Source organism: Rickettsia endosymbiont of Oedothorax gibbosus (assembly GCF_936269705.1).
Classification (GTDB): domain Bacteria; phylum Pseudomonadota; class Alphaproteobacteria; order Rickettsiales; family Rickettsiaceae; genus Tisiphia.
Genome location: NZ_OW370493.1, coordinates 1505572 through 1527500, shown reverse-complemented (window position 1 = coordinate 1527500; position 21929 = coordinate 1505572). Strand labels below are relative to the sequence as shown.

The following is a 21929-nucleotide window of genomic DNA, read 5'->3' as shown; positions in this document are numbered from 1 at the left end:
AAAAATATTTTCATTTTTAAGCAATAAATAAATCATTAAAGCAACGAACAAAATGTTGATGACTAAATAAAAATTTATCATAGACCTAATTTAAATTAAACTGATTAGAAATGGATTGCCACGCTCACATACGTTCGCTCGCAATGACGTGTATGCACCTCAAATGTCATTGCGAGGAGGCTATCTGCAATAACTAAAGTATTTCTATATTATGGTGCCGATAGAGGGAATCGAACCTCCGACCTACGCGTTACGAATGCGTCGCTCTACCAACTGAGCTATACCGGCGAGATGTTTATAAACTTGCGTTAGTTTAACATTTTTGACCATTCTGGGTCAGAAGCATCTTGAGGAGTGATAATTTCTCTTTCATTATAACCGGTTAAATCAATGGAATATATACGATTTCTCCCAGCTACTTTGTTTCTAGGAGGGCAACTTTTAGCAAACATAATTATCCTACCATTGGTTGACCAGCAAGGACTTTCAACCAGATAGCCGCTAGTTATAATTCTTTCACTATTTTCCTCACCATTAGCAAGAGCTTTCATCACCCCAATGGTAAAACCCTCTCTAGAAATTTTAGTAAAAGCTATATAATCTCCTCTAGGCGACCAACTTGGTGCCGCATAAACTCCTCCACCAAAACTGATACGTTCAACATTTGAACCATCAGAATTCATAATATATAATTGCCTTGATCCACTTCGATCAGAGTTAAAAACTATTTTACTGCCATCCGGTGAATAGCTAGGAGAAGTATTAATACCAATACCCTTGGTCAATTGTTTAGTCACCATACTATTCAAATCAGTTTCAAAAATATGGGTAGCCCCATTTCTTGCTATTGACATTATAGCCTTGTCCCCCTGGGGTGAGAATCTTGGAGCAAAGGACATACCAGGGAAATTACCAACCAATTTTTCTTTACCCGTTTTAAGATCACGAATGTAAACATGTGGTTTTTGCTTTCGTGCATACGATAAATACATAATTTTATCTGCTTGCGGCGAAAATCTTGGAGTAAGAACTAGATTTTTACCATCTGACAGATATTTGTGATTAGCACCATCATGATCCATCATAGCTATTTTCTTTACTCGCTTTAGATAAGGTCCACTCTCTGACACATATACTATTCTCGTATCAAAGTAACCTGAATCTCCAGTAATTTTTTCGTAAATTTTATCAGCTATTTTATGTGCCACCCTACGCCATAAATTTGCTGGTACTTCAAAAACCTCACCTATAAGATCTTTTTCTAAACTTACATCCCATAATATAAAACTAACCTTTAGCTTACCAGAAGATAGTTTGATAACTTCACCATTAATTAGCAGATTAGCATTAATTTGTCGCCAAGCAGCAAAAAGAGGCTTATGTTTTATCCCTAGAGCTTGTTCTATAAAAGAAGCGGTAGAAATAGGACGAAACATACCAGAACTTTTTAGGTCATTAGATACTACACTAATTATATCAGCAGCAATTACACTATTGCCACTATTATCTGCATCAAATTTATTAATGGCTATCGGCATTGGATCAACATGTCCACGCTCTATAACTATAGTTTCTATTGCATAGCTATTAAAATTAGCAACTACTAATAGTATAACAAATAAATACTTGATCACTAATCCCACCTAGATCATTTTTTAACAAATTATATCAATTTTTTTACTAGCTATATTTTATTAGCTACACTATAGCAGATAAATTGTAAAACACTAAGTATTAGAATGTAAAAAATAATAAATTTTTGAAAATAATGAAGAGATGCTTATACCAACCACCGTAGGTAGCGTGGCAATCCATTATTCATTAGAAATAGATTACTTCTTAGCTTAAGCCTCCTCGCAAATAGCGTCAGATTAGCTATAATGTCGAAAGAAATCCAATGTTAAAAAAATACTGAAAAGATAAAATATTGAATAGGCAAATAATTTCTTAGCCTGTTTATTATCTTTATCACGAAACAAAGAAACAGCATAATATAGAAAAATTAGACCTAATATAAATGCCGTAAGCAAATATAAATGATTACTTATTCCTAAGCAAAATGGCATAAATGTAGTAATAAACATAATTATACTATAGGCAAGAATTTGTTTCTTAGTATAATAATCTCCCTTTACTACCGTCATCATCGGAACACCACAATTTTTGTAGTCTTCTGAGCGAAAAATTGCCAATGCCCAAGAATGCGGTGGTGTCCAGGTTAAAATAATCATAAATAAAGAAAAAGAGCCAAGAGAAATCTCATTAGTCACCGTTGCCCAACCAATCATAGGCGGTAATGCACCTGCCACCCCACCAATAACTATATTTTGCATGGTTGAACGTTTTAGCCACATAGTATAAATGAAGACATAATATAATATGGTTATTAATAACAATAAAGCCGATAGCAGATTAACACAAAGACCCATCAGAAAAACTGAGAAAAAGGCAACAACCACACCAAAAGCTAAAGCGTCCCGTGGTTCTATAACCCCGGTGACTAGAGGTCTATTTTGCGTACGTTTCATTATGGCATCAATATCTCTATCATACCACATATTAATAGCTGCACTACTACCAGCTCCAAGCGTAATACAAAGCATAGCAATGCACGCTATAAATGGATGAATTACGCCTGAAGCAAGCCATAGACCAGAAAAGCTGGTAAATACCACAAGTGCCATCACTCTAGGTTTCATCAGCATAATATAGTCCATAACTGAGCTATTATAGTCAATTGATGAGAAGTTGGTGACATCCTTACTCATGCTCGCCCATTACTTATAGGCGTCGCTCCATCGCTCCTGCTACCCAATTTCCCTGAATTGACTATAGTTCCTGTATTTCCGGACTCTAAACTGAAGGGTGGAATTAATATTTTACTCATAACAACCTTAATACTCTGTGAACAAAATTATAGTCAATTGATGAGAAGTTGGTGACGTCATCGCTCAATATTCGCCTATTACTTCATAGGCGTCGCTCCATCGCATAAGCGTTAGTTTAAGAAAACAATAATAGACCTCTTGCATAACCTAAAGATAATTGAGGAATTTTTAGGAAAAACGAAGTCGAGTACCACAGCGTACTAAGATATACGTGAGGAACGGAGACGAGTTTTGACAACAAAATTACCAATTAGATTAGGTTATGCAAGAGGTCTAATTGAGAAACCGTCATTGCGAGGAGACCGTAAGGTAGACGAAGCAAGCCATAAAAGTAACCAAAAATGGATTGCCACGACCTACTTGCGTGGTCTCGCAATGACGAAAAATCTATCTAAAACCAGCCCCACCTTCTAATTTTTAACAGTTGTGGCGTTGCTCCATCCTAGCCTCTAATTCTTATTGCTTTTATTCACTTTCATCAACTAATGCTATAATAGCTAATAAGGTTGAAAGCAAAATAAGTCCTACGCGTAGCCAATGCATCAATTCCCATAGTTTTAATTCATAAACTACTTGCAAAGGATCAATTGTACTATGAGCAAATCCTGCATTTGCTTTGACAAAATATACAAAAAATAACACAAATGTCATACCTAGCGATACTGCAGATGTACACCATAAGTTACGTCTCTTGCCACTTTTATTTTGCATTAATGCCAATATTACAGAGCATTGAGCTATTAGTCCAATAGTTAACATTGTAGCACCAATTGTAAAAGACCAACTGGAAAAATATGACAAAAAATCGGCAGGATTCATACTTTGCCAAAATGGTACTAATACTAAACCAATCACAATACAACCACCGGCAAAGATACTTATTGTTATTAATGCTATTAGCTCTATAATTTTTGGCATGATCCCCCCTTTTTAGTATTTTTATTTAATTAAAACAAGTTCCAGACATTTATATACCTAAGATGTAGCGATTGCAAACGCTACGGAAGTTGGGTAATCATCTGAAATAGACAAATGAATTTTAATTTGTTCAAAATTTTGTCCAGAATTTTGTCCAAATTTGCTCTGATTTTCATGATGATAAATCGATACAAATGGCTTTCCTAAATCATCATTTAATACAGAGATATTTTTAAATTGTAAATTTCTGCCAATTCCAACGCCAAGGGCTTTGCTAATTGCTTCTTTTGCTGCAAACCTTCTTGCCAAGAAACAACCATGTTGATCTTTACTTAGAGAACTTAGCTTTTGTACTTCCTTTTTAGAAAGAATTTTATCTATAAAACGTTGACCATATAGGTTTAATATCCTCTCTATTCTTGGAATTTGTACTATATCTGTACCGATGCCAAGAATCATTTTTGTTCATTATCACTGATATTATCATCAAATACTTGATCATCTAAATCAGAATAGTCTTCAGTAATACTGATATCTGCACCGCTTGGTAAATAGTCAAAGTCTTCTGCAGCAGCATCAAGAGAAGCATCGGTATTTTCTTCATCAATAGGATCGACTCTATTTTTTGTTCGAAGGCGTTTTAGTAACTGAGATTTTAAAGAACAAACTGTTACATAACCAGCCGCTATTTCACGTAATGCCAGCACAGTTGCCTTATCACCTTTAACGTTATTAATAGTCATCTTACTGCCAGAATTTATATCATTTGCTCTTTGAGACGATAGAGCTACCAACTCAAACCTATCATGAATTTTCCCAATGCAATCTTCAATCGTTATCCTAGCCATAACCCTCTCTTTTTATTTTATAAAATCCAACTAATTGTACTAAGTATACTAAGTAACTAAGTAGATTTCAAGGATAGAATTTTTATTTATTTACTCACCTTACGCATGGCATTTACAGATCATATATATCTCGTCATTGTGAAGAAGCTTATTTTTGGCAAGTAGCACAATAAAAACTAGCCCTACCGGATTGCTTTATTTTCCTTATTATTCCCTGGCAGTTCAAACATTTTTGATTTTCTCGGGCATAGACCTGTAATTCTTGTTGAAAATAACCAGGTTTACTATCACCGCTAACAAAATCCTTGAGAGTTGTCCCGCCTGCTGATATAGCTTTTGTTAAGACATGTTTGACGGCTAACAACAAATTACTTATTTCGTTATTTGATAAACTACTACCCAGTCTACCTGGATGTATTCTAGCCATAAAAAGGCTTTCAGAGGCATATATATTCCCAACACCGACAATAATCCTATTATCCATTAGCAGGTTTTTTATCGGAACAGAGCGATTCAGCAATTTCATTTCTAGATACTCATACGACATATCCTCTGACAGAGGTTCTACGCCTAAATTTGCTAAAAATGTTTCTTCAAGGAGCTTTGTTTGCCCGGTATAAATCATACCAAAACGTCGTGAATCATTAAAAACTAATTTTTCACAACTCCCCAAAAAGAGAATAATATGATCATGCTTTTGTATCTGATAATCGCTAAGTTGTAGTGTTAACCTGCCAGTCATACCAAGATGGACAATAATCGAGTAATAATTATCTAGATCAATTAGCAAATATTTTGCCCTACGCCTTAGGGCGATAATTTTTGCTGATTTTACATCTAACTCTAACTGCTCGCTTAGCTTATAACGTATATTATCCCGTCTTTTATCCAGCTTATTAATGGTAGCCCCTATTATTCGTTGTTCTAGGCAACGTTTTAATGTTTCAACCTCAGGAAGTTCTGGCATTTTTACATTTTATTATAGTCAATTCAGGGGAATTTGGTGCTAGGAACGATGGAGCGACGCCTATAAGTAATAGGCGAGCATTGAGCGACGACGTCACCAACTTCTCATCAATTGACTATATTTGTTACTGATCGACGTAATAGTAATTTAAGCAAAATAATCGCCCCAAAGGCACTGCAAACCCACCATACTTGCCAAATATTAAATGAGATCATACCTATTATATAATAATTTATAAAGCAAGCATAGGCAACAGACTTATAATTTAACGTATCTATATCTATTTCCTTATTTGCTAGATTCATCTTATCATATTTAGAGGACTGCACTAAGCTTATATTACTAATTTTTTGAATATATTTATAAATTAAAGATAAAAATAGTATCAAACCTATTAAGCCCGTTTCAAATAAAATTTGCATTATATTATTATGTGGGTGTAGAGGGAATGGGGACCAAGTCCATTGATGATAGCTAACCATTTGTTCTTTATCAACGTTAAAATTTCTTGACGAAGCAAACCCATAACCCAAAATTGGTTTCTTGATAATTTGTTCGGCAACAAAGTGCCAAATAAACACCCGATGCTTAGCAGTATCCGGTAGAAACTTAGCATAGTTCTCTAATGCATAATATGGTTGTATTTTATAGCTAATTATCGGCATCATTATTGAACCGGTAAGCATAGCCAAGGTAAATAATTTCAAAAAAATAGATTGCAGTGCTTTGGTTGCTAACAGCCTATTTGTTAAAAATACTAACCCACCTACGGTAAATGCTAAAAAGCTTGCCAAACTATCTGAGATAAATAATAAATAAAAAATTAACAGATAATATATTAGTGCCAATAGATATTTATGATATAGTATCAGTATAGCAATGAGTAACCAGGAAAGAACTGACAATAAAGAACAGCCCCGATCAAGAAGGAATAAAAAGAACTGACCGGAAGAGTTTGGCTGAAAAATAGTACGAAAGGTTCTTGTTATAATACCATGAGATAGATATTCTATAAAGAATAGAGCAATTGCTGCCACTATTCCTATAATAAAATATATCTTTATTTTGGTTGCATTGATCGGTAATTTGTCAATATTGCTATTTACGATAAACCCTATTAGAACAATTAAAAAAACTTGTAGATAATTAACTAAAGAGGAAGGATAGTTATGTGAATAAAAATTTGTTACAAGACACCAAAGACAAAATAGTAACTCCAATTTCCAATTGGATAGCAAAGTTTTTTTAACAGTAGCATATTGCAAATTAACAAAAATTTTACCTCTTAAAGCGGTTAATATAGTTAATAACCAAATAGGAATTATTACTGCTGCAGAGAAACCGGCAATTAATCCAACTGCTGGAAATAACATTACTAACACGTAAATCATGGATTGTATCATTCAAATATCCTTATAAACAATCTTTAGCAAAAATTTCATAAATTGGATGCTCAAAGGTGGAAACTGAAATGCTTGATGAGATAAGCCATCCTTGGAAAATTAACATAGGGTCTTCATCAATCTTATGTTCTGTAATGGTTAATAGCATGTAATTATCTCCATTGTAAGGATCAAGATTTTTTATACATTTATGCAATTTAATTTGAATATTACCAAAATATTGTTGTTCATTAAGCTTTAATAACATTTCCTTTGATGTTGCGGTAATTTTATTTAAAGCAATAATTTTGCCCTGCTGGCAAATTTTTAATTCTGAATTTTCGGCATTATTTGGTATATTGGATAAGTTATTGTCATTAACTTGGTAGCCTTTAATTTCTAAGGCTTTAATTTCTAACTCGTTACTATCTTCATCGGTAGTATCGAAGAATTCTACATCTTGAACGACGTCTTCGGCTTGTCCATAAGGAGAGAGAACGCATAAAAAACCGATTATACTAGTAAATATAAGACGTTTCATCAATTTTTGTAGCATTCGAAAATAATAATTCTTTGAGTTATATTGGAGTGGTAGTTATACTACCTTGTAATAAAATTGTATATGTAAAAATTTACATTTTTTTATTGTAATTTATTTTTCTATACTCCATATTGGTAGAGTAACTAATATATAATTAGAGTCAATTGATGAGAAGTTGGCTATATCAAGACTTCTTTTAGAAGTCACTTATGTTGAGGAATTTGAAGGGAACTATCCATCCTAAGCTAGATTATGGATAAATTTTTCCTGAACCACCTAAGAATCTAATACATTTGAGTAAGACTTAATGCAAGCTATTATCCAACTTATATTAACCAATCCACAAATTAAATCTAAATTTAGGACTGGTTTTTCGTACTTGTCTATATTTATTTTTATGGGCTTTGCTACTTTTGTATCTTCATCGATCAATAAATTCGTTAATGATACTATGTCAATTACCATAGCGGAACCAGAAATAGTTGACCCCTTAAAAGAACTATCGGATGAAATATCCCAAATTGTTACAGTCAAAAAAGGCGATACATTAAAAGCAATACTTTTGCATCAACAAATTCCAAGTAAAGAAATAACCCAAATTATAAAAATAGCAAAAGACAAAAATATTGAATCATCTTTAAAGATAGGGCAACAACTGGTTTTTGATTATGAAATAAAATTTATCGAACAAGATGATCAAGACCTTGCTTCCGAGTCACGTACATTGAAAAAACTAACTATAGCGTATGATAAAGTCAAATCTTTAGAAATTATTAGAGAAGGTGAAGACCTTCTTGCGAAAGACGTAACCAAAATTTTCAATAAGCTCTTAACCAAATCGTCGGTAGTTATTAATTCAAACTTTATGTCAGCTTTAAAATCTTTAGGATTATCAAGTAATAGTATAAGTGAAATGATTAATTCGTATAATTATCAAATTGATTTTCAACGTCAAATTAAAAATGGTGACACTGTAACTGTTATCACTGAGAAATTTGTTACCAAGGAGGGTAAATTTTCCCATCATGGTAAGGTTCTATATGTATCACTTAATTTATCCGGTAAGGAGTATAATATTTTCCGATATTCTCCAAATAATACAGCAAATAATCATGATTTCTTTTCCGAAGATGGTAAAAGTGTTAAAAGAAGTTTGCTTAGAACCCCTATCAAATTAGTTAGAGTTTCCTCACATTATGGTAATAGACATCATCCTACTTTAGGTTATACCAAAATGCATAAAGGAGTTGATTTTGCAGCTCCAACTGGTACGCCAATTTATGCGGCAGGTAATGGGGTGATAACTGAGATAGGCTGGAAATCTGGTTACGGAAAATTCATACAAATTAAACATAGTCAGAATTTATCAACTGCTTATGCTCACGCTTCTAATTTTGCTAAAAATCTTAAACCAGGAAGTATAGTGAAACAAGGGCAAGTAATTGCATATGTCGGTAGTACTGGTAGGACTACTGGAGCACATTTACATTATGAAGTTAAAATAAGTGGTAAAAACGTAAACCCTATGCATGTTAAATCTACCCCTGGTATAGAACTTAGCGGCAAGCAATTGGCACAATTTAAGCAATTTAAAAATAATATAAGGTCTTTAAGTAGTGAACTTGATAGTAAATCAGAAATTACTGAAAATTCAGCAACGAAATTTCTTTAAAATTTTATCAAAGAAGCTCTATAATTTAAGTTATTATGACTTCAGATAAGCCAAAACATGACGAAATCTTTCGCAAATCTATGGAGAATCCAATAGTTGCTAAAGAATTTTTGGCAACTCATTTGCCGAAGGATGTGTTGGCTTTAATCGATAGCACATCTTTAAAATTAGAAAAAGATAGTTTTATTGAGCCAGACCTTTCTGAAACTATTTCTGATGTATTATTTTCTGTTAAGTTTAATGATCAGGATGGCTATATTTTTTTGCTATTGGAACATCAAAGTACTGTTGATAAAATGATGGCATTTAGGTTATTTAAATATATGATTAATATTTGTGATCTATATTTAACTACTAATCCTAAAGCTAAAAGCCTTCCATTAATTTATCCCCTAATAATTTATAATGGCAAGAAGAAATATAACGCATCGCTCAATATATGGAATTTACTTAGCCATCCAGATTTAGCTAGAGGTTTCTGGATCAACGATTGTCAGCTTATTAACGTACATGATATCCCCGATGAAGAACTCAAGGAAAAAGTATGGTCTGGGATTTTGTTATTTTTCCTCAAACACATCCACGAGCGTCAATTACTGAAGAGATGGCAAGAAATCTCTCATCTCTTGCCTAAATTGAGTAAAATAACAATAGGCTATGACCATATAAGAAATCTATTACAGTATACTTTGATCTTTATTGAGCAAAATGATAAAATAGAGTTAGAAAAAATATTAAAAAATAGTTTAACTAAAGAAAAAGGAGAAGAACTTATGCCTAGTATAGCTCAAGTGTGGAAAGAAGAAGGGATAGAGATAGGGCTACAGGATGGTATTAGAATTGGAGTGCAGGATGGTATCAAAATCGGAGAAGCTAGGGGAGAAGCTAGAGGCGAAGCTAAATTAATAAAAATGATGATAAACAATGGTAGCTCTATTGAAGAAGTAGCGAGAATGACTAGATTATCTATTACAAGAATCAATGAATTATTGAAAGTACAGTAAACTGGCACTTATTAGCAAGGCGTTACTTTAGTAGCAACGAAGCAATCTAATGAATGTGGATTGCCACGACCTACTTGCGTGGTCTCGCTAATAGCGGAAAAGCTATCTAAAACTCGTTCCACCTTCTAACTTTCAATAGTTGTGCGGTTTATGCGTAAGGTGAATAATTTACAAAAGACTAAGAACTCTATAGGTATCAAAATTATGTTTAAGCAATTAACTAAATTAATCGTAGTAGTTTTATGGATTAATACAACAACAGCGTATGCAGAAGATAATCCAACTAAAGTTAATGAAGACGAAATGAACAAAACAATAAGAATACCTCCCGACTTCCGCAGTTTTTATTAAGAGGAAGTCCTACAAGCCTTAGTTTGTAAGGGTTGTAGATTTTTAGGCACAACATTATTTGCTTATTTTAGATATATTTCTACAGCATCTGAGCGTTTTGCATTGATTTCCTTGGACTGCTGGGTGTTTTTTTACGACGTATGTACATTTGGGTAATTGTAGAATTAATATGTAATAATATATTTATAGCATAAGAAAAAACAAAGTCAACAACAAATTATTTACTAGGCACAACAAGTCACCTGAAAAAATCATTTCCCAGCTCTATGGCTCCTCCATATCTTCTCTTCCCCTCTTTCAACATTTTCTTGTGGAAGTCGGGAAGATAATCCAACTAAAGTTAATGAAGACGAAATGAACAAAACAATAAGAATACCTGCAATTCCTATTAAATTTCCTTTATTTAAGGAAGATAAAAAAGATATAGACAGACTTATAAAGAAGTTTAATAACAAGAAAAAACGAGAAATTGTTTTTTCAATATCTAGGTTCTGTTGACAAAATTTTTAACGTAACCATATTAAAGCTCCAACAAAATTTAGAAAGGCTAAAAAGGTGGCTGGGGCTTTATCAAACCTAGAAAATATACGCCTAAAATGTTTGATTTTACCAAAAAAACATTCAATTAAATGGCGTTCTTTATAAATATGTTTATCATATTCACGTTGTACTTTACGATTAGATTTTGGTGGTATAACAACCTCACACCCCTTATTTTCTAAGCTTTCTACAAACGCACTACTATCATATCCTTTATCGCCTATCACCGTCGTATTCTGAACATCTTTAGTAAGATTTTCAGCCTGAGTGATATCATTTCTTTGCCCAGCAGTTAGTATAAACTTCAGTGGGTTACCCAATGCATCAACGAGGGCATGAATTGAGTCTGTCCTATAGTTTGTGTAAGTTGCAAAGAAAGCAGTAAGAGATTACTGTAAAAAAAGTAACTTAAGCAAGCAAGGAGGAATTATGGCTAAAAAATTAGATACAGATAAAGATACATTAAACATCAGTAATCAGCTAGTAGAAGAATTATTATCAAAAGCAGATCCATCGGAGTTATTTGGTCGAGATGGTTTATTTCAACAGCTAAAGAAGCAAATAGTTGAGAAAATATTAGCAAGTGAGTTGGATCATGAATTAGGATATTCAAAACATAGCAAGATGCCAAAAGTAGATAATAATCGTCGTAATGGTAGCTATGAGAAGACAGTAATTGATGGGGATGGTCGTAAGCTGACAGTAGAAGTACCAAGAGATCGGGAAGGAGAGTATAATCCTCAATTAATACCAAAAGGGCTGAGGAGATTTAATGGATTTGATGAGAAAGTGATATCCCTTTATGGTCGCGGTATGACAGTCAGCGAGATCCGAGGGCATTTAGAAGAAATATATCAAACTGATGTAAGGTGGTCCCCTTTGTCTAGACAAAAATTTAGATAAATAGAGATATAATTCACAAAAATTAAATTGTTGTTTTTATACAATATTTTTTTCAAAATATACACATTCTGGAGTTTTATAAGAGCCTTTCTAATTAAGTGTGTAAATTTTTCATAGGGCTTAAATTCTACCTTCAAATTTTATCAAAAAGTGAGCCATAGCTGCGTTCCAGTTCGGAATCGGCATAACCCATTTCTTGGTCATATAATCAATTGCCAAATATAAGGTCTTAAAAACGGCATTATCATTTGGAAAAACCCTTTTATTCTTAGTAACCTTACGTAATTGGCTATTGACAGATTCTATACTATTAGTTGTGTATATTACTTTCCTTATCGCCTCAGGGTATTCTAGAAAAACCATTAAATTTTCCCAATGAACATACCAAGATTTAGCAATTTGTGGATACTGTTTACTCCATTTAGCTTCAAAAGATTCTAAAGCAAGATGTGCTTCTTCCTCTGTGCTAGCAGTATATATAGGCTTTAAATCAGCCGCTAATTCTTTTCGGTCTTTATATGATACATATTTTAAACTATTTCTAATCTGATGTACAATACATAATTGATGTTCGGTTTTCGGAAAAACTGCTTCTATTGCCTCAGACATACCGGTTAAATTATCACTGCAAGCAATAAGCATGTCTTGCATACCTCTGTTCTTCATCTCAGTAAAATTACCAAGCCAAAATTTAGCTCCTTCATTTTCACTGTTCCACAATCCTAAAATATCCTTCCTTCCAGATAAATCAATACCTAATGCTACATATACAGACTTATTGATAATTCGTTTATCTTGACGTACTTTTACTACTAAACAGTCAAAAAATACTATAGCATATACTCGATCCAATGGTCGGCTTTGCCATATCTTGACATCCTCAATTACATCATCAGTAATTTGACTTATCAAACTTTCGCTAACGTCAGCTCCATACAATTCTTGCATTTGAATCTTAATATCAGATAAGCTCATTCCTTTAGCGTATAACGATATTATTTTATCATCAAATCCTTCAATACGTCTTTGACGCTTCGGAATTAATGCAGGTTCAAATGTACTACTTCTATCCCTTGGAACCCCAATCTCTACAACTCCATTATTTGTTACTAGATTCTTTACTTTACTACCATTACGAACATTATTGCTATCAGTATGACAATATTTATCATATCCTAAGTGATTATTCATCTCTGACTGCAATGCCTTCTCTACAAGCCTTTTGGTTAATTGTTTTAATAAACCATCCTCTTTAAATAAAGTTGATATATCTGTATCATTATTTATTAATAAATCTATTGCTTGATTCATTGCTTCATTTTGTTTGTGACGCATTATAATTTCTCCTTTTGTTATATTATATTTTTATATAACCTTTGAAAAATTTACACACTTATTTGTACAGAGCCAAATTAAATTGTTGTTTTTATACAATATTTTTTTCAAAATATACACATTCTGGAGTTTTATAATCCAAAGCTTGATGCATCCTTTGTCTATTATAAAAGTCCATATATTCGTTAATTGCTGTCTTTGCCTCCTTTACTGTTGTTAAAATAATCCGATAAATTTTTTCCTGTTTTAATGATCGCCAAAAACGTTCAATAAAAATATTATCTAAGGCTCGTCCCTTACCATCCATACTAATCAAGATATTATGTAGCTTTAGCATACTAATAAAATTCTCCGAGGTAAATTGTACTCCTTGATCAGTATTAAATATTTTTGGCATACCATATTTTTCTATAGCGTCTTCAAGGGCTGTTACACAAAATTCACTTTCCAAACTAATGGAGATTCGCCAACTTAGAATATAACGACTATACCAGTCAATAATAGCTACTAAATATACGAACCCTTGGCTCAGTCTTATATACGTTATATCTGCACTCCAAACCTGGTTTGGCAATACTATTTCTAATCCTTTTAGTAAATAAGGATATATTTTATGCGCTTGATTCCTCTTGCTTAAATTTATTTTAGGATAAACAGCTTCAAGACCCATTATCTTGTAGTAACGTCTAACAGCTTTACGACCTACCGAAAAACCTTGGGCTTGTAAATATTTAGCCATCCGCCGCATACCATAATATGGATGCATAGTATAGGTCTCATCAATTATTGCCATAATCTTGATATCTTGTTCACTAATACCAGTAGGTTGATAGTAATAGGTTGACCTGCTAATATCCAATAACTTACACTGTTGTACAATTGTTAACTTATTATGATTAGGCTCTATCATATTACACCTAACCTTTAATTCCAAACAATGCAGATTTTTTTTTGAGCCAGTCACACTCAACGCTTAACTGACCAATTTGCTCATATAGATTCTTGATTAACCCCTGCTGATTTGGATCAGCACTCTGTGTTTTATTCTTAAAACCTTGTACTAACAACTCAAGACCTTGTTTTTTCCAGTTACTGATCTGTGTTGCATGAACACCATACTTACTGGTTATCTGGGCTATTGTTAGCTCTCCCTTAATTGCTTCTATGACAATTTTGGCTTTCTCCTCAGCACTATATTGCCTTACTTGTTTTTTCATCTCTAGCTCTCCTTGTTTGCTAAAGAATTCTATCTCATTTTTCTTATTTTTCTGTCCAAAATATTGGAACCATTATACCAGCAAATTTATCTGCAATCATACTTCTGATTGCACTAAAACTTAAATGTTTCTTTGAATGCATAACTTGATACCAATATTATATTGATATTATCTTAGATAATTTATCCAACTTTGACTACTTTTTTAACTATTCCTCTACGAAAAACTTATTCCATATCCTTTTACTTACCTTCCTTCTATGACATATTTGGAATCGCTGAGTGGATCACAATGCTAAAATTTCTCTATGTATCTATAATGTCATATTTGCAATTGCTGATGCAGGAAGTCTATTAACCTTTAATTTTAATTCATCAAGGTTAAATGTTATGTTGATAATGGCACCACCTTCTAACCTGTTTGCTAACTCTAATGTTGCACAATGATCTTGTGCTATTTTTTTGATAATAGCCAGCCCTAGACCAGTTCCTTTAGATCTAGTTGTTATATAAGCTTCCGTAGCCCTATCAATTAAATTTGCTTGGAAACCTACCCCATTGTCATCTACTGTAATAGTAATCTGATGGTTAGATTTAGTTATAGAAACAGTAATAACACCTTCTTGCAACTTAGTAAGCCCTATAGATTCTTCAGCATTTTTTAATAAATTAACCATAATTTGATTAATTTGAGTTGTATCACAAATAAAATTTATATACTGATCAGTTGTAATAAACTTATATAATATTTTGTCATTAATTAATTTTCGAGATTCAACCATATTTTTTACAAGAATTACTAAATCACAATCCGTAAATACTGGGGCTGGTAATCTTGCAAAATTAACAAATTCAGAAACAATCTTCTTAATATCTTCAGTGTGACGTACTATCATATTTATGTATTTGTTAAATTCTGCTTTATCTTCAACTTGATTGCCGAATTTCCTCAATAATCTTTCAGAAGCAAGATGAATAGGTGTTAAAGGATTCTTAATCTCATGTGCGACTTTCCTGGCAACATCAGACCAAGCAAGTGCCCGCTGAGCTATAACTAAATCTCTTTGTTGACGATCAATTTGTTTAATCATCCTATTAAAGACTGAGGATAAAACGCTTATTTCATCTTTATTAATAACGTCTTCTGGTACCTGGATAGTTAGATCGCCATTTTTAACTTTTTCAGCAGCACTCACTAATTTTCGAATAGGGCTTACTATTTTTATAGCAAAAATCATCCCCCAACTTATTGCAGCTAACAGTAATAATAAAGCAATAAAAATAAATACTATAGAGAACTTGATTTGCATACTGGATATATGCTTTTTAAGACGATAATACTCTTCAGCTGCTCCATTAGTTTTATTAATATGATCGGTAATTTTAGCATCAATCAATCTACCTACCAACAAATATACATCATTCTGCTCCTTAAGTTTTATAAGCATACGAATCTTTGCTGGATCAGATTTTATCTCAACAATCTCTCCTATTTCGGCTCTTTTCATTAAATGAGATGGAATAGTAGCAAATGAAATTGCAAAACTTAAAAAGGTGTTAGCAATAACAGTATTAGTAGGCTTATGTAAAACTATAACTTCGTCAAGAGAACGCATCTCAGCTTCAGAATTTAATGTCTCATTAAATAAAATGGGGTTATGTATTAAGTCATAATACATTTCACTTAAATCATAAGCAACAGATAATGCTGTTTCTCGCAATTGCAGTTTATGCTCATTGATATAAGATTCTGCTACTATTATCGATTGATCAAGTACAGCAGAAATCTTTTTATCGAACCAAGACTGAATACCAAAGTTAAAAAAATATGCTGAAAATACTGAAACAATAATCGTTGGAATTGTAGCAACCAAACTAAAGGTAATGATGATACGATTTTGCAATTTTGAAGATTTTTCACCATCTCCTTTATCAAGAAAATTTTGTAAAAATTTACGAGCTAATAAAATACCTAAAAATAATAATATAGTAAGATCTACTAATATCAGCCCTATAACTCTACTTGGGTCTGGACCAAGAGACTTTGGCTCAATCGAAATCACGTAATAAGTTGAGCAAGCCAATATGACGGCTATAATTATTAGGATAAATACTAATTTACTGCTATCACAATATTTTTTAAGATTTTGGTAAAAGTGATTCAACATTTTTAACCTAAACGAACTCTAGTAATACTTGACCACTAACCACCTGATCCTTTTCATTAACTAGGATTTTAGCAATTTTCCCATTACGCTCAGCAACAAGTATATTTTCCATTTTCATAGCAGTTAAAACCATAATCTCTTGACCAACAATTACCTCACTACCTTCCTGCACTTTAATTGCAATAATTTGCCCTGCAAGCGGAGCTTGCATCTCTGTTTGTTCTTCTTGGATATTTTTGGTAATCATCAACGCCTCTAGTTCCGACATCCTTGGAGAACGGACATAAGCTTTAACAGTAATGCCTGAATGCGATAACATATAGCCTGTTACGATATTTTGAATTTTTATATTGGCTTTTCTACCATTTACAATACAGGAAAAAAGCCTACTACCTAAGTTCCAATTACTGCGTATGTAGATTCTATCATTTTCTTGTCTTATGTTATAACCGTAATCTACTGAGGTAATTAAAATTGGAAATAGTTTATCATCAATTGACACAACCCATCTAGTGCCAATTTTATTAGTTTGATCGATTATTTGACCAGAAATTAATGAGGCACGTTTTTGCTCGGTAATATAAACAAAAATGGCTGTAGCGAGGAATATTTTAGTAATTTCAGAAGTTAAACTTGCTCCAGAAAAACCATCTGGATATTCTTCTTCGATAAACGCGGTATTTATATCACCTGCTATAAAGCGAGGATGTGATATTACCGCTTCCAAAAAACTAATATTATGAGAAATGCCTTGTATTATGTAAGAACTTAAAGCAGAACGCATAACTTCAATAGCTTGCTTTCTAGTTTCTCCATAAGTACAAAGTTTGGCAATCATTGGATCATAAAACATACTGACTTCTCCTCCAAGCCCTAAACCAGTATCCACACGAATATTAACATTTTTTGGCGGTTCTGAATATTCAGTAATTCTACCACTAGATGGCAAAAATCCACGCATTGGGTTTTCTGCACAAATTCTCGATTCAAATGCATGCCCCTTTAATTTTATATCTTCTTGAGAAAATGATAATTTTTCACCAGCCGCTATTTTTATCATCTCTTCTACTATATCAATACCAGTTATCATCTCAGTTACTGGATGCTCAACTTGTAGTCTAGTATTCATTTCAAGAAAATAAAAATTCTTATCTAAATCAACTATAAATTCAACTGTACCGGCAGAGTAATAACCTACTTTACTAGATAAAGCTATGGTTTCTTTATACATTTTTTGCCGTATTTCCTCTGTAATAAAAGAACTTGGAGCTTCTTCGATCACTTTTTGATGATAGCGTTGAATTGAACATTCTCGCTCACCGAGGCAAACACTATTACCATAATGATCAGCTAATAATTGTATTTCAATATGCCTTGGAGATTTTATTAATTTCTCAATGAATAACCTACCATCACTGAAATTATTTACTGCCTCAAGCTTAGCTGATTCAAAGGCATTAGCCATTTCTTCAGAGTTTCTTACCACTCTCATACCACGACCACCACCGCCAGCTGTTGCCTTGACTATAACAGGGAAACCTATTCCTTCTGCAATTTCTATTGCCTGATTTATACTGCTGATAGTACCCATATAACCAGGAACTGTGCTAACTCCTCCTTCCAAAGCGATTTTTTTTGCTTCAATTTTATCGCCCATTTTCTTAATGGCAGAAGCATTTGGACCTATTAAAGTAACTCCTTCCCTTTTTAAAATATTCGCAAAATTGGAATTTTCCGATAGAAACCCATATCCCGGATGTACTGCCCCAGCCCCGCTCGCTCTAATAGCATTTATAATATTTTTAATTGACAAATAGCTCTCAGTAGCAGGGGAATTGCCAATATAATAAGCCTCATCAGCATATTGTACATGCATTGAGTGTGTATCAGTTTCAGAATATACGGCAACTGATTTAATACCCATCTTTTTTAGTGTTCGCATTATTCTTAAAGCTATTTCACCACGATTGGCGATTAAAATTTTATCAAATAATGGTTTGGTCATAAAATCTCGTGCTTAAATATAATATTAGACATTATAACAGATGTTTTGCTCCTCACTAATAGATAATTAAAGAAAATTTCTCTATGTATCTATAATGTCATATTTGCAATTGCTGGTATTATTATCTATTAATAAATCTACTGCTTGATTTATTGATTCACTAGTTTTTTTATTCATGTAATTTCCTTTTTTGTTATATTTTTATATATAACCTATTTTGAAATTTACACAGTTTTTTGGACAGAGCCGCTTACGCTCTATTATTAGAGCTTCGTTACCTCATATTCTAACTCCATATTTTTTTCACAAAATGCTAAGGAAATTTTGAGTATTTGTTTTACATGTGAGTACTCTTTTATTTTACTATCATATTTTTTGTTAATAATTTGTTGTAAGCCAGATTTGGCTATTTGAGCTATATCTTCCGAAGATTTAGCGATTTTATACTCGATAATCATCGCTTTATCACCTTTGCCAATTTTTGGAATCATCACAACGTCAGCTCTACCATCCCCTGATTCTTGTTCGCTCGATATTATATAACTAGAACCTAGCATATTAATAAAGCCGAGCATAAAGCCACTATAAAATAATTTGGCTTTTTTCTCTCCTGTTTGATGAAAACTAGTAGAATTAAGTAACAATTCCTGTAAACGCTCCTTAAACTCCTCTATTCTACCATCTGGTAATAAAGTAACGAAAGAATAATATCGTGAATTATCAATATCTAATTGTTTACTAACCCATTGCACCATTCTTTTTTGGTAGATATATTTTACCTCATAATTAGGGATAGATAGTTCGTAAATATCTTGTTCTGACATCTTGGCTGCAGGATTTAGATACCCACTAAATAATAATAAGCTAAATAGCCCTTCTGGTTGTCTGATATCAGCAAAATTTATATGTTTAGTAATAGAAGAAGTAATCGTTTTACCTGCAACTAAAGCCTGAATATCCGTTTGCATCTCATCTGAGAGCAGTACATGATCAATCCAATCAGTCCCACCACTATCAATCCAATAATGATCCAGCTTGCCTTTACTTGCCAAACATTGCATAATTGACCATGGATTATAAATGACTTCTCCACCAAAATTATAGCCATTATACCAATTTTTAATTTCTTCTGGCTTTGTAGTGGTTGGTACTTTAGTTAATAATTCATCAACTTCTGCTTGAGTAAATCCGTAACTGCTAGAAAATCTTTCATCTAGTAAACTACATTCAGTTAAATTATTCAAATCTGAAAACAAATTAGCCTTAGCAACACGCAATATGCCGGTAATAACACCTTTTTGTAATGAATCATTGGTTTTAAGACTATTGCCAAATATTGCACGAAATAGAGATAGTACTTCCTCAAACTCTTCTGCCTTACTGCCAAATTTCATATATGCACTATTAATTGGCGTATCATATTCGTCAATTAGTATATAGACCTTTTGATTGAAATGTTTAAAAAGTAGGTCACTTAAAAATTTTAAACTATTTTTAATGTCATCTTCTATTAACTTGCCTGTAAAATATCTTTGTAATATTTCTTTTTGTGCATCAATCAATAATTTTTCATCTTGTTTTATATAACGCTCTAAATAACGATGCTTGGCAAATAAATTAATTATTTGACTTTTAATTCCCACCTCAATCTCCTTATAACTACCAGCGATTCCAAATATGTCATAGAAGGAAGGTAAGTAAAAGGATATGGAATAAGTTTTTCGTAGAGGAATAGTTAAAAAAGTAGTCAAAGTTGGATAAATTATCTAAGATAATATCAATATAATATTGGTATCAAGTTATGCATTCAAAGAAACATTTAAGTTTTAGTGCAATCAGAAGTATGATTGCAGATAAATTTGCTGGTATAGAAGATAGAAGGGGTGTAAATAGTAGTAATAGTATAGCAGATATTATGTTATCTGGTTTGGCGTGTATGTATTTTCAATCAGTATCTTTGCTAGAATTTCAAAGGCGTATGGAAAGGAAGGAACAACGTAATAATCTGCGTAGCATGTTTACAGTACAATCGCTTCCTAGCGATCAGGGGATGAGGAACGTAATAGACCAAGTAGATAGTGACGTAACGTTTAGACCTATTTTCAAAGAATTATTTAGTAAATTACAACGAGGGAAGCATCTAGAACAATATCAAATATTTCCTGGTAAATACTTATTAAATGTTGATGGTACACAATATTACAGCTCTGATAAAGTGAGTTGTAAACGTTGCCTAATTAGAGGGCATAAAAATAACCAATATCATTGTCATCAAGTATTACAAGGGGCTATTGTAAAATTTGGGTTACGACAAGTAATACCAGTAATGCCTGAGGAAATTCGTGTACAAGATGGTGATGAGAAAGAGGATTGTGAGACGAATGCTTTCAAGAGATTTTTGACAAGATTTAGAAAGGATCATGATAAATTAGGGATAATAATCAATGCTGATGCCTTATATGCAACAACTCCAGTGATAGAAACAATTCGTGATCATAAAGCTAATTATATTTTTAAAGTAAAACCCAATAATCATAAGACATTAATGGATAATGTTCAATCTGTAGATAAATCAAAGATAGAGACATTGAGCCTTAGAAGGAACAAATTGATAATTGAATGGGTTAATGATGTTGAATTATTTACTAGCACTAAGGTAAGAACAAATTATATAGCGGCATGGGAGCTAGTGCCGCAGAAAGATGGTAGTAACAAAAGTCAGTATTATGGTAAATGGATTACTGATCTAGAAATCACCTCAGATAATGCTAAAACAATAATAGACGGAGCAAGAGCACGTTGGAAAATAGAGAACGAATGCTTTAATAGCTTAAAGAATCATGGTTATAATATAGAACATAATTACGGTCATGGTTCTGAGAATCTATGTTATAATTTCTACAATTTTACTTTGTTAGCATTTACTATTCATCAAATACACCAATTAGTTGATAAATTATTTCAAGAAATGAGGGAGCAATTTGGTAGATTAGGATCGTTATGGGAACGAATAAGAAGTTTAGTAGACCTTTTTTTCTTTGAATCAATGGAAATGTTATGGGAGATATTAGCTGGCAAACGAGATTACAGAGTCCCGCCAATATAGATTCGACCTATCAAAAGCTTTTTCTAGAGCAATAGACTTATTTATTGCTAACCGTTGGTTTTTACCAAATTGATTACAATAACGT

General features: G+C 32.7%; 24 protein-coding genes and 1 tRNA gene (1 of these 25 running past the window's edge). 7 read left to right on the top strand and 18 right to left on the bottom strand.

The window, feature by feature from the left end; genetic code table 11:
• The 5 genes from NBW66_RS08245 to NBW66_RS14560 all read right to left on the bottom strand — a co-directional run.
• A protein-coding gene (locus NBW66_RS08245; RefSeq protein ID WP_250310680.1) for a monovalent cation/H+ antiporter complex subunit F crosses the window boundary here: on the bottom strand, window positions 1-81 show its beginning. 180 nt of this gene lie to the left of the window's left edge; the window shows 81 of its 261 coding nt (coding positions 1-81); its start codon is at window positions 79-81; its stop codon lies beyond the left edge, outside the window.
• A gap of 131 nt (window positions 82-212) precedes the next feature.
• Window positions 213-288: transfer RNA gene (locus NBW66_RS08240), tRNA-Thr, on the bottom strand.
• Window positions 289-308: 20 nt separating this feature from the next.
• Window positions 309-1631, bottom strand: coding sequence for a Tol-Pal system beta propeller repeat protein TolB (gene tolB / locus NBW66_RS08235; protein WP_410525834.1), 1323 nt, complete (start codon window positions 1629-1631; stop codon window positions 309-311).
• A 240-nt stretch (window positions 1632-1871) separates the two neighbouring features.
• Window positions 1872-2768 (bottom strand): heme o synthase, encoded by an 897-nt coding sequence (gene cyoE / locus NBW66_RS08230; RefSeq protein ID WP_250310678.1) that lies wholly within the window; start codon window positions 2766-2768, stop codon window positions 1872-1874.
• On the bottom strand, window positions 2765-2887 hold the full coding sequence (locus NBW66_RS14560) for a hypothetical protein (protein ID WP_284346675.1): 123 nt from the start codon (window positions 2885-2887) through the stop codon (window positions 2765-2767). Before NBW66_RS14560 ends, cyoE begins: the two co-directional genes overlap by 4 nt.
• A 232-nt stretch (window positions 2888-3119) precedes the next feature.
• On the opposite strand from NBW66_RS14560, the gene NBW66_RS08225 reads away from it, so the two are divergent.
• Entirely contained in the window at window positions 3120-3302 is a 183-nt protein-coding gene (locus NBW66_RS08225) for a hypothetical protein (protein ID WP_250310677.1), read from the top strand.
• A 51-nt stretch (window positions 3303-3353) separates the two neighbouring features.
• Here the strand turns inward: NBW66_RS08225 and NBW66_RS08220 are convergent, their stop codons facing one another.
• The 4 genes from NBW66_RS08220 to mutM form a co-directional block, all read right to left on the bottom strand.
• A complete protein-coding gene (locus NBW66_RS08220; protein WP_250310676.1) occupies window positions 3354-3806 on the bottom strand; it encodes a DUF1772 domain-containing protein in 453 nt (150 codons plus the stop codon).
• 57 nt (window positions 3807-3863) lie between these two features.
• Complete coding sequence (gene acpS / locus NBW66_RS08215) at window positions 3864-4265, bottom strand: holo-ACP synthase (RefSeq protein WP_250310675.1); 402 nt, start codon at window positions 4263-4265, stop codon at window positions 3864-3866.
• Window positions 4262-4654, bottom strand: a complete 393-nt coding sequence (gene rpoZ / locus NBW66_RS08210) for a DNA-directed RNA polymerase subunit omega (RefSeq protein WP_250310674.1) — start codon at window positions 4652-4654, stop codon at window positions 4262-4264. The genes acpS and rpoZ overlap by 4 nt, the downstream gene beginning before the upstream one ends.
• Before the next feature lie 148 nt (window positions 4655-4802).
• Window positions 4803-5621, bottom strand: coding sequence for a bifunctional DNA-formamidopyrimidine glycosylase/DNA-(apurinic or apyrimidinic site) lyase (mutM, locus tag NBW66_RS08205; protein ID WP_250310673.1), 819 nt, complete (start codon window positions 5619-5621; stop codon window positions 4803-4805).
• Between mutM and NBW66_RS08200 the strand changes: the two genes are divergently transcribed.
• Window positions 5594-5752 (top strand): palindromic element RPE2 domain-containing protein, encoded by a 159-nt coding sequence (locus NBW66_RS08200; protein WP_250310672.1) that lies wholly within the window; start codon window positions 5594-5596, stop codon window positions 5750-5752. The two genes, mutM and NBW66_RS08200, sit on opposite strands and share 28 nt — an antisense overlap.
• Here the strand turns inward: NBW66_RS08200 and NBW66_RS08195 are convergent.
• On the bottom strand, window positions 5729-6994 hold the full coding sequence (locus tag NBW66_RS08195; protein ID WP_250310671.1) for an O-antigen ligase family protein: 1266 nt from the start codon (window positions 6992-6994) through the stop codon (window positions 5729-5731). The two genes, NBW66_RS08200 and NBW66_RS08195, sit on opposite strands and share 24 nt — an antisense overlap.
• Before the next feature lie 40 nt (window positions 6995-7034).
• Window positions 7035-7544 carry a DUF2155 domain-containing protein gene (locus NBW66_RS15015; RefSeq protein WP_410525788.1) on the bottom strand — a complete coding sequence of 170 codons (510 nt, stop codon included), beginning with the start codon at window positions 7542-7544 and terminating at the stop codon, window positions 7035-7037.
• Between the two features lie 307 nt (window positions 7545-7851).
• Between NBW66_RS15015 and NBW66_RS08185 the strand changes: the two genes are divergently transcribed.
• The 3 genes from NBW66_RS08185 to NBW66_RS08175 all read left to right on the top strand — a co-directional run bounded on the left by NBW66_RS08185 (window position 7852) and on the right by NBW66_RS08175 (window position 10571).
• Window positions 7852-9216, top strand: coding sequence for a M23 family metallopeptidase (locus NBW66_RS08185; protein ID WP_250310670.1), 1365 nt, complete (start codon window positions 7852-7854; stop codon window positions 9214-9216).
• A gap of 35 nt (window positions 9217-9251) precedes the next feature.
• Window positions 9252-10220 (top strand): Rpn family recombination-promoting nuclease/putative transposase, encoded by a 969-nt coding sequence (locus NBW66_RS08180; RefSeq protein ID WP_250310669.1) that lies wholly within the window; start codon window positions 9252-9254, stop codon window positions 10218-10220.
• Window positions 10221-10370: 150 nt separating this feature from the next.
• Window positions 10371-10571, top strand: coding sequence for a hypothetical protein (locus NBW66_RS08175; RefSeq protein WP_250310668.1), 201 nt, complete (start codon window positions 10371-10373; stop codon window positions 10569-10571).
• A gap of 506 nt (window positions 10572-11077) precedes the next feature.
• Here the strand turns inward: NBW66_RS08175 and NBW66_RS08170 are convergent.
• The gene (locus NBW66_RS08170) at window positions 11078-11452 is read right to left on the bottom strand and encodes an IS5 family transposase (RefSeq protein ID WP_284346748.1); all 375 of its coding nucleotides are present in this window, start codon (window positions 11450-11452) and stop codon (window positions 11078-11080) included.
• Window positions 11453-11540: 88 nt separating this feature from the next.
• Between NBW66_RS08170 and NBW66_RS08165 the strand changes: the two genes are divergently transcribed.
• Window positions 11541-12014: a transposase gene (locus NBW66_RS08165; RefSeq protein WP_250310666.1), complete on the top strand. Its 474-nt coding sequence runs from the start codon at window positions 11541-11543 to the stop codon at window positions 12012-12014.
• Between the two features lie 120 nt (window positions 12015-12134).
• On the opposite strand, the gene NBW66_RS08160 is transcribed toward NBW66_RS08165, so the two are convergent.
• The 6 genes from NBW66_RS08160 to NBW66_RS08135 form a co-directional block, all read right to left on the bottom strand.
• Window positions 12135-13349 (bottom strand): IS256 family transposase, encoded by a 1215-nt coding sequence (locus NBW66_RS08160; RefSeq protein WP_250310665.1) that lies wholly within the window; start codon window positions 13347-13349, stop codon window positions 12135-12137.
• A gap of 91 nt (window positions 13350-13440) precedes the next feature.
• Window positions 13441-14259, bottom strand: coding sequence for an IS3 family transposase (locus tag NBW66_RS08155; RefSeq protein WP_250310664.1), 819 nt, complete (start codon window positions 14257-14259; stop codon window positions 13441-13443).
• A gap of 7 nt (window positions 14260-14266) precedes the next feature.
• The gene (locus NBW66_RS08150; protein WP_094649795.1) at window positions 14267-14566 is read right to left on the bottom strand and encodes a transposase; all 300 of its coding nucleotides are present in this window, start codon (window positions 14564-14566) and stop codon (window positions 14267-14269) included.
• Between the two features lie 313 nt (window positions 14567-14879).
• On the bottom strand, window positions 14880-16733 hold the full coding sequence (locus NBW66_RS08145) for a sensor histidine kinase NtrY-like (protein WP_250310663.1): 1854 nt from the start codon (window positions 16731-16733) through the stop codon (window positions 14880-14882).
• Window positions 16734-16740: 7 nt separating this feature from the next.
• On the bottom strand, window positions 16741-18738 hold the full coding sequence (locus NBW66_RS08140) for an acetyl-CoA carboxylase biotin carboxylase subunit (protein ID WP_250310662.1): 1998 nt from the start codon (window positions 18736-18738) through the stop codon (window positions 16741-16743).
• A 263-nt stretch (window positions 18739-19001) separates the two neighbouring features.
• Window positions 19002-20381: a PD-(D/E)XK nuclease domain-containing protein gene (locus NBW66_RS08135; RefSeq protein ID WP_250310661.1), complete on the bottom strand. Its 1380-nt coding sequence runs from the start codon at window positions 20379-20381 to the stop codon at window positions 19002-19004.
• A 158-nt stretch (window positions 20382-20539) separates the two neighbouring features.
• On the opposite strand from NBW66_RS08135, the gene NBW66_RS08130 reads away from it, so the two are divergent.
• Window positions 20540-21844 (top strand): transposase, encoded by a 1305-nt coding sequence (locus NBW66_RS08130; protein WP_250310659.1) that lies wholly within the window; start codon window positions 20540-20542, stop codon window positions 21842-21844.
• Window positions 21845-21929: the final 85 nt, after the last annotated feature.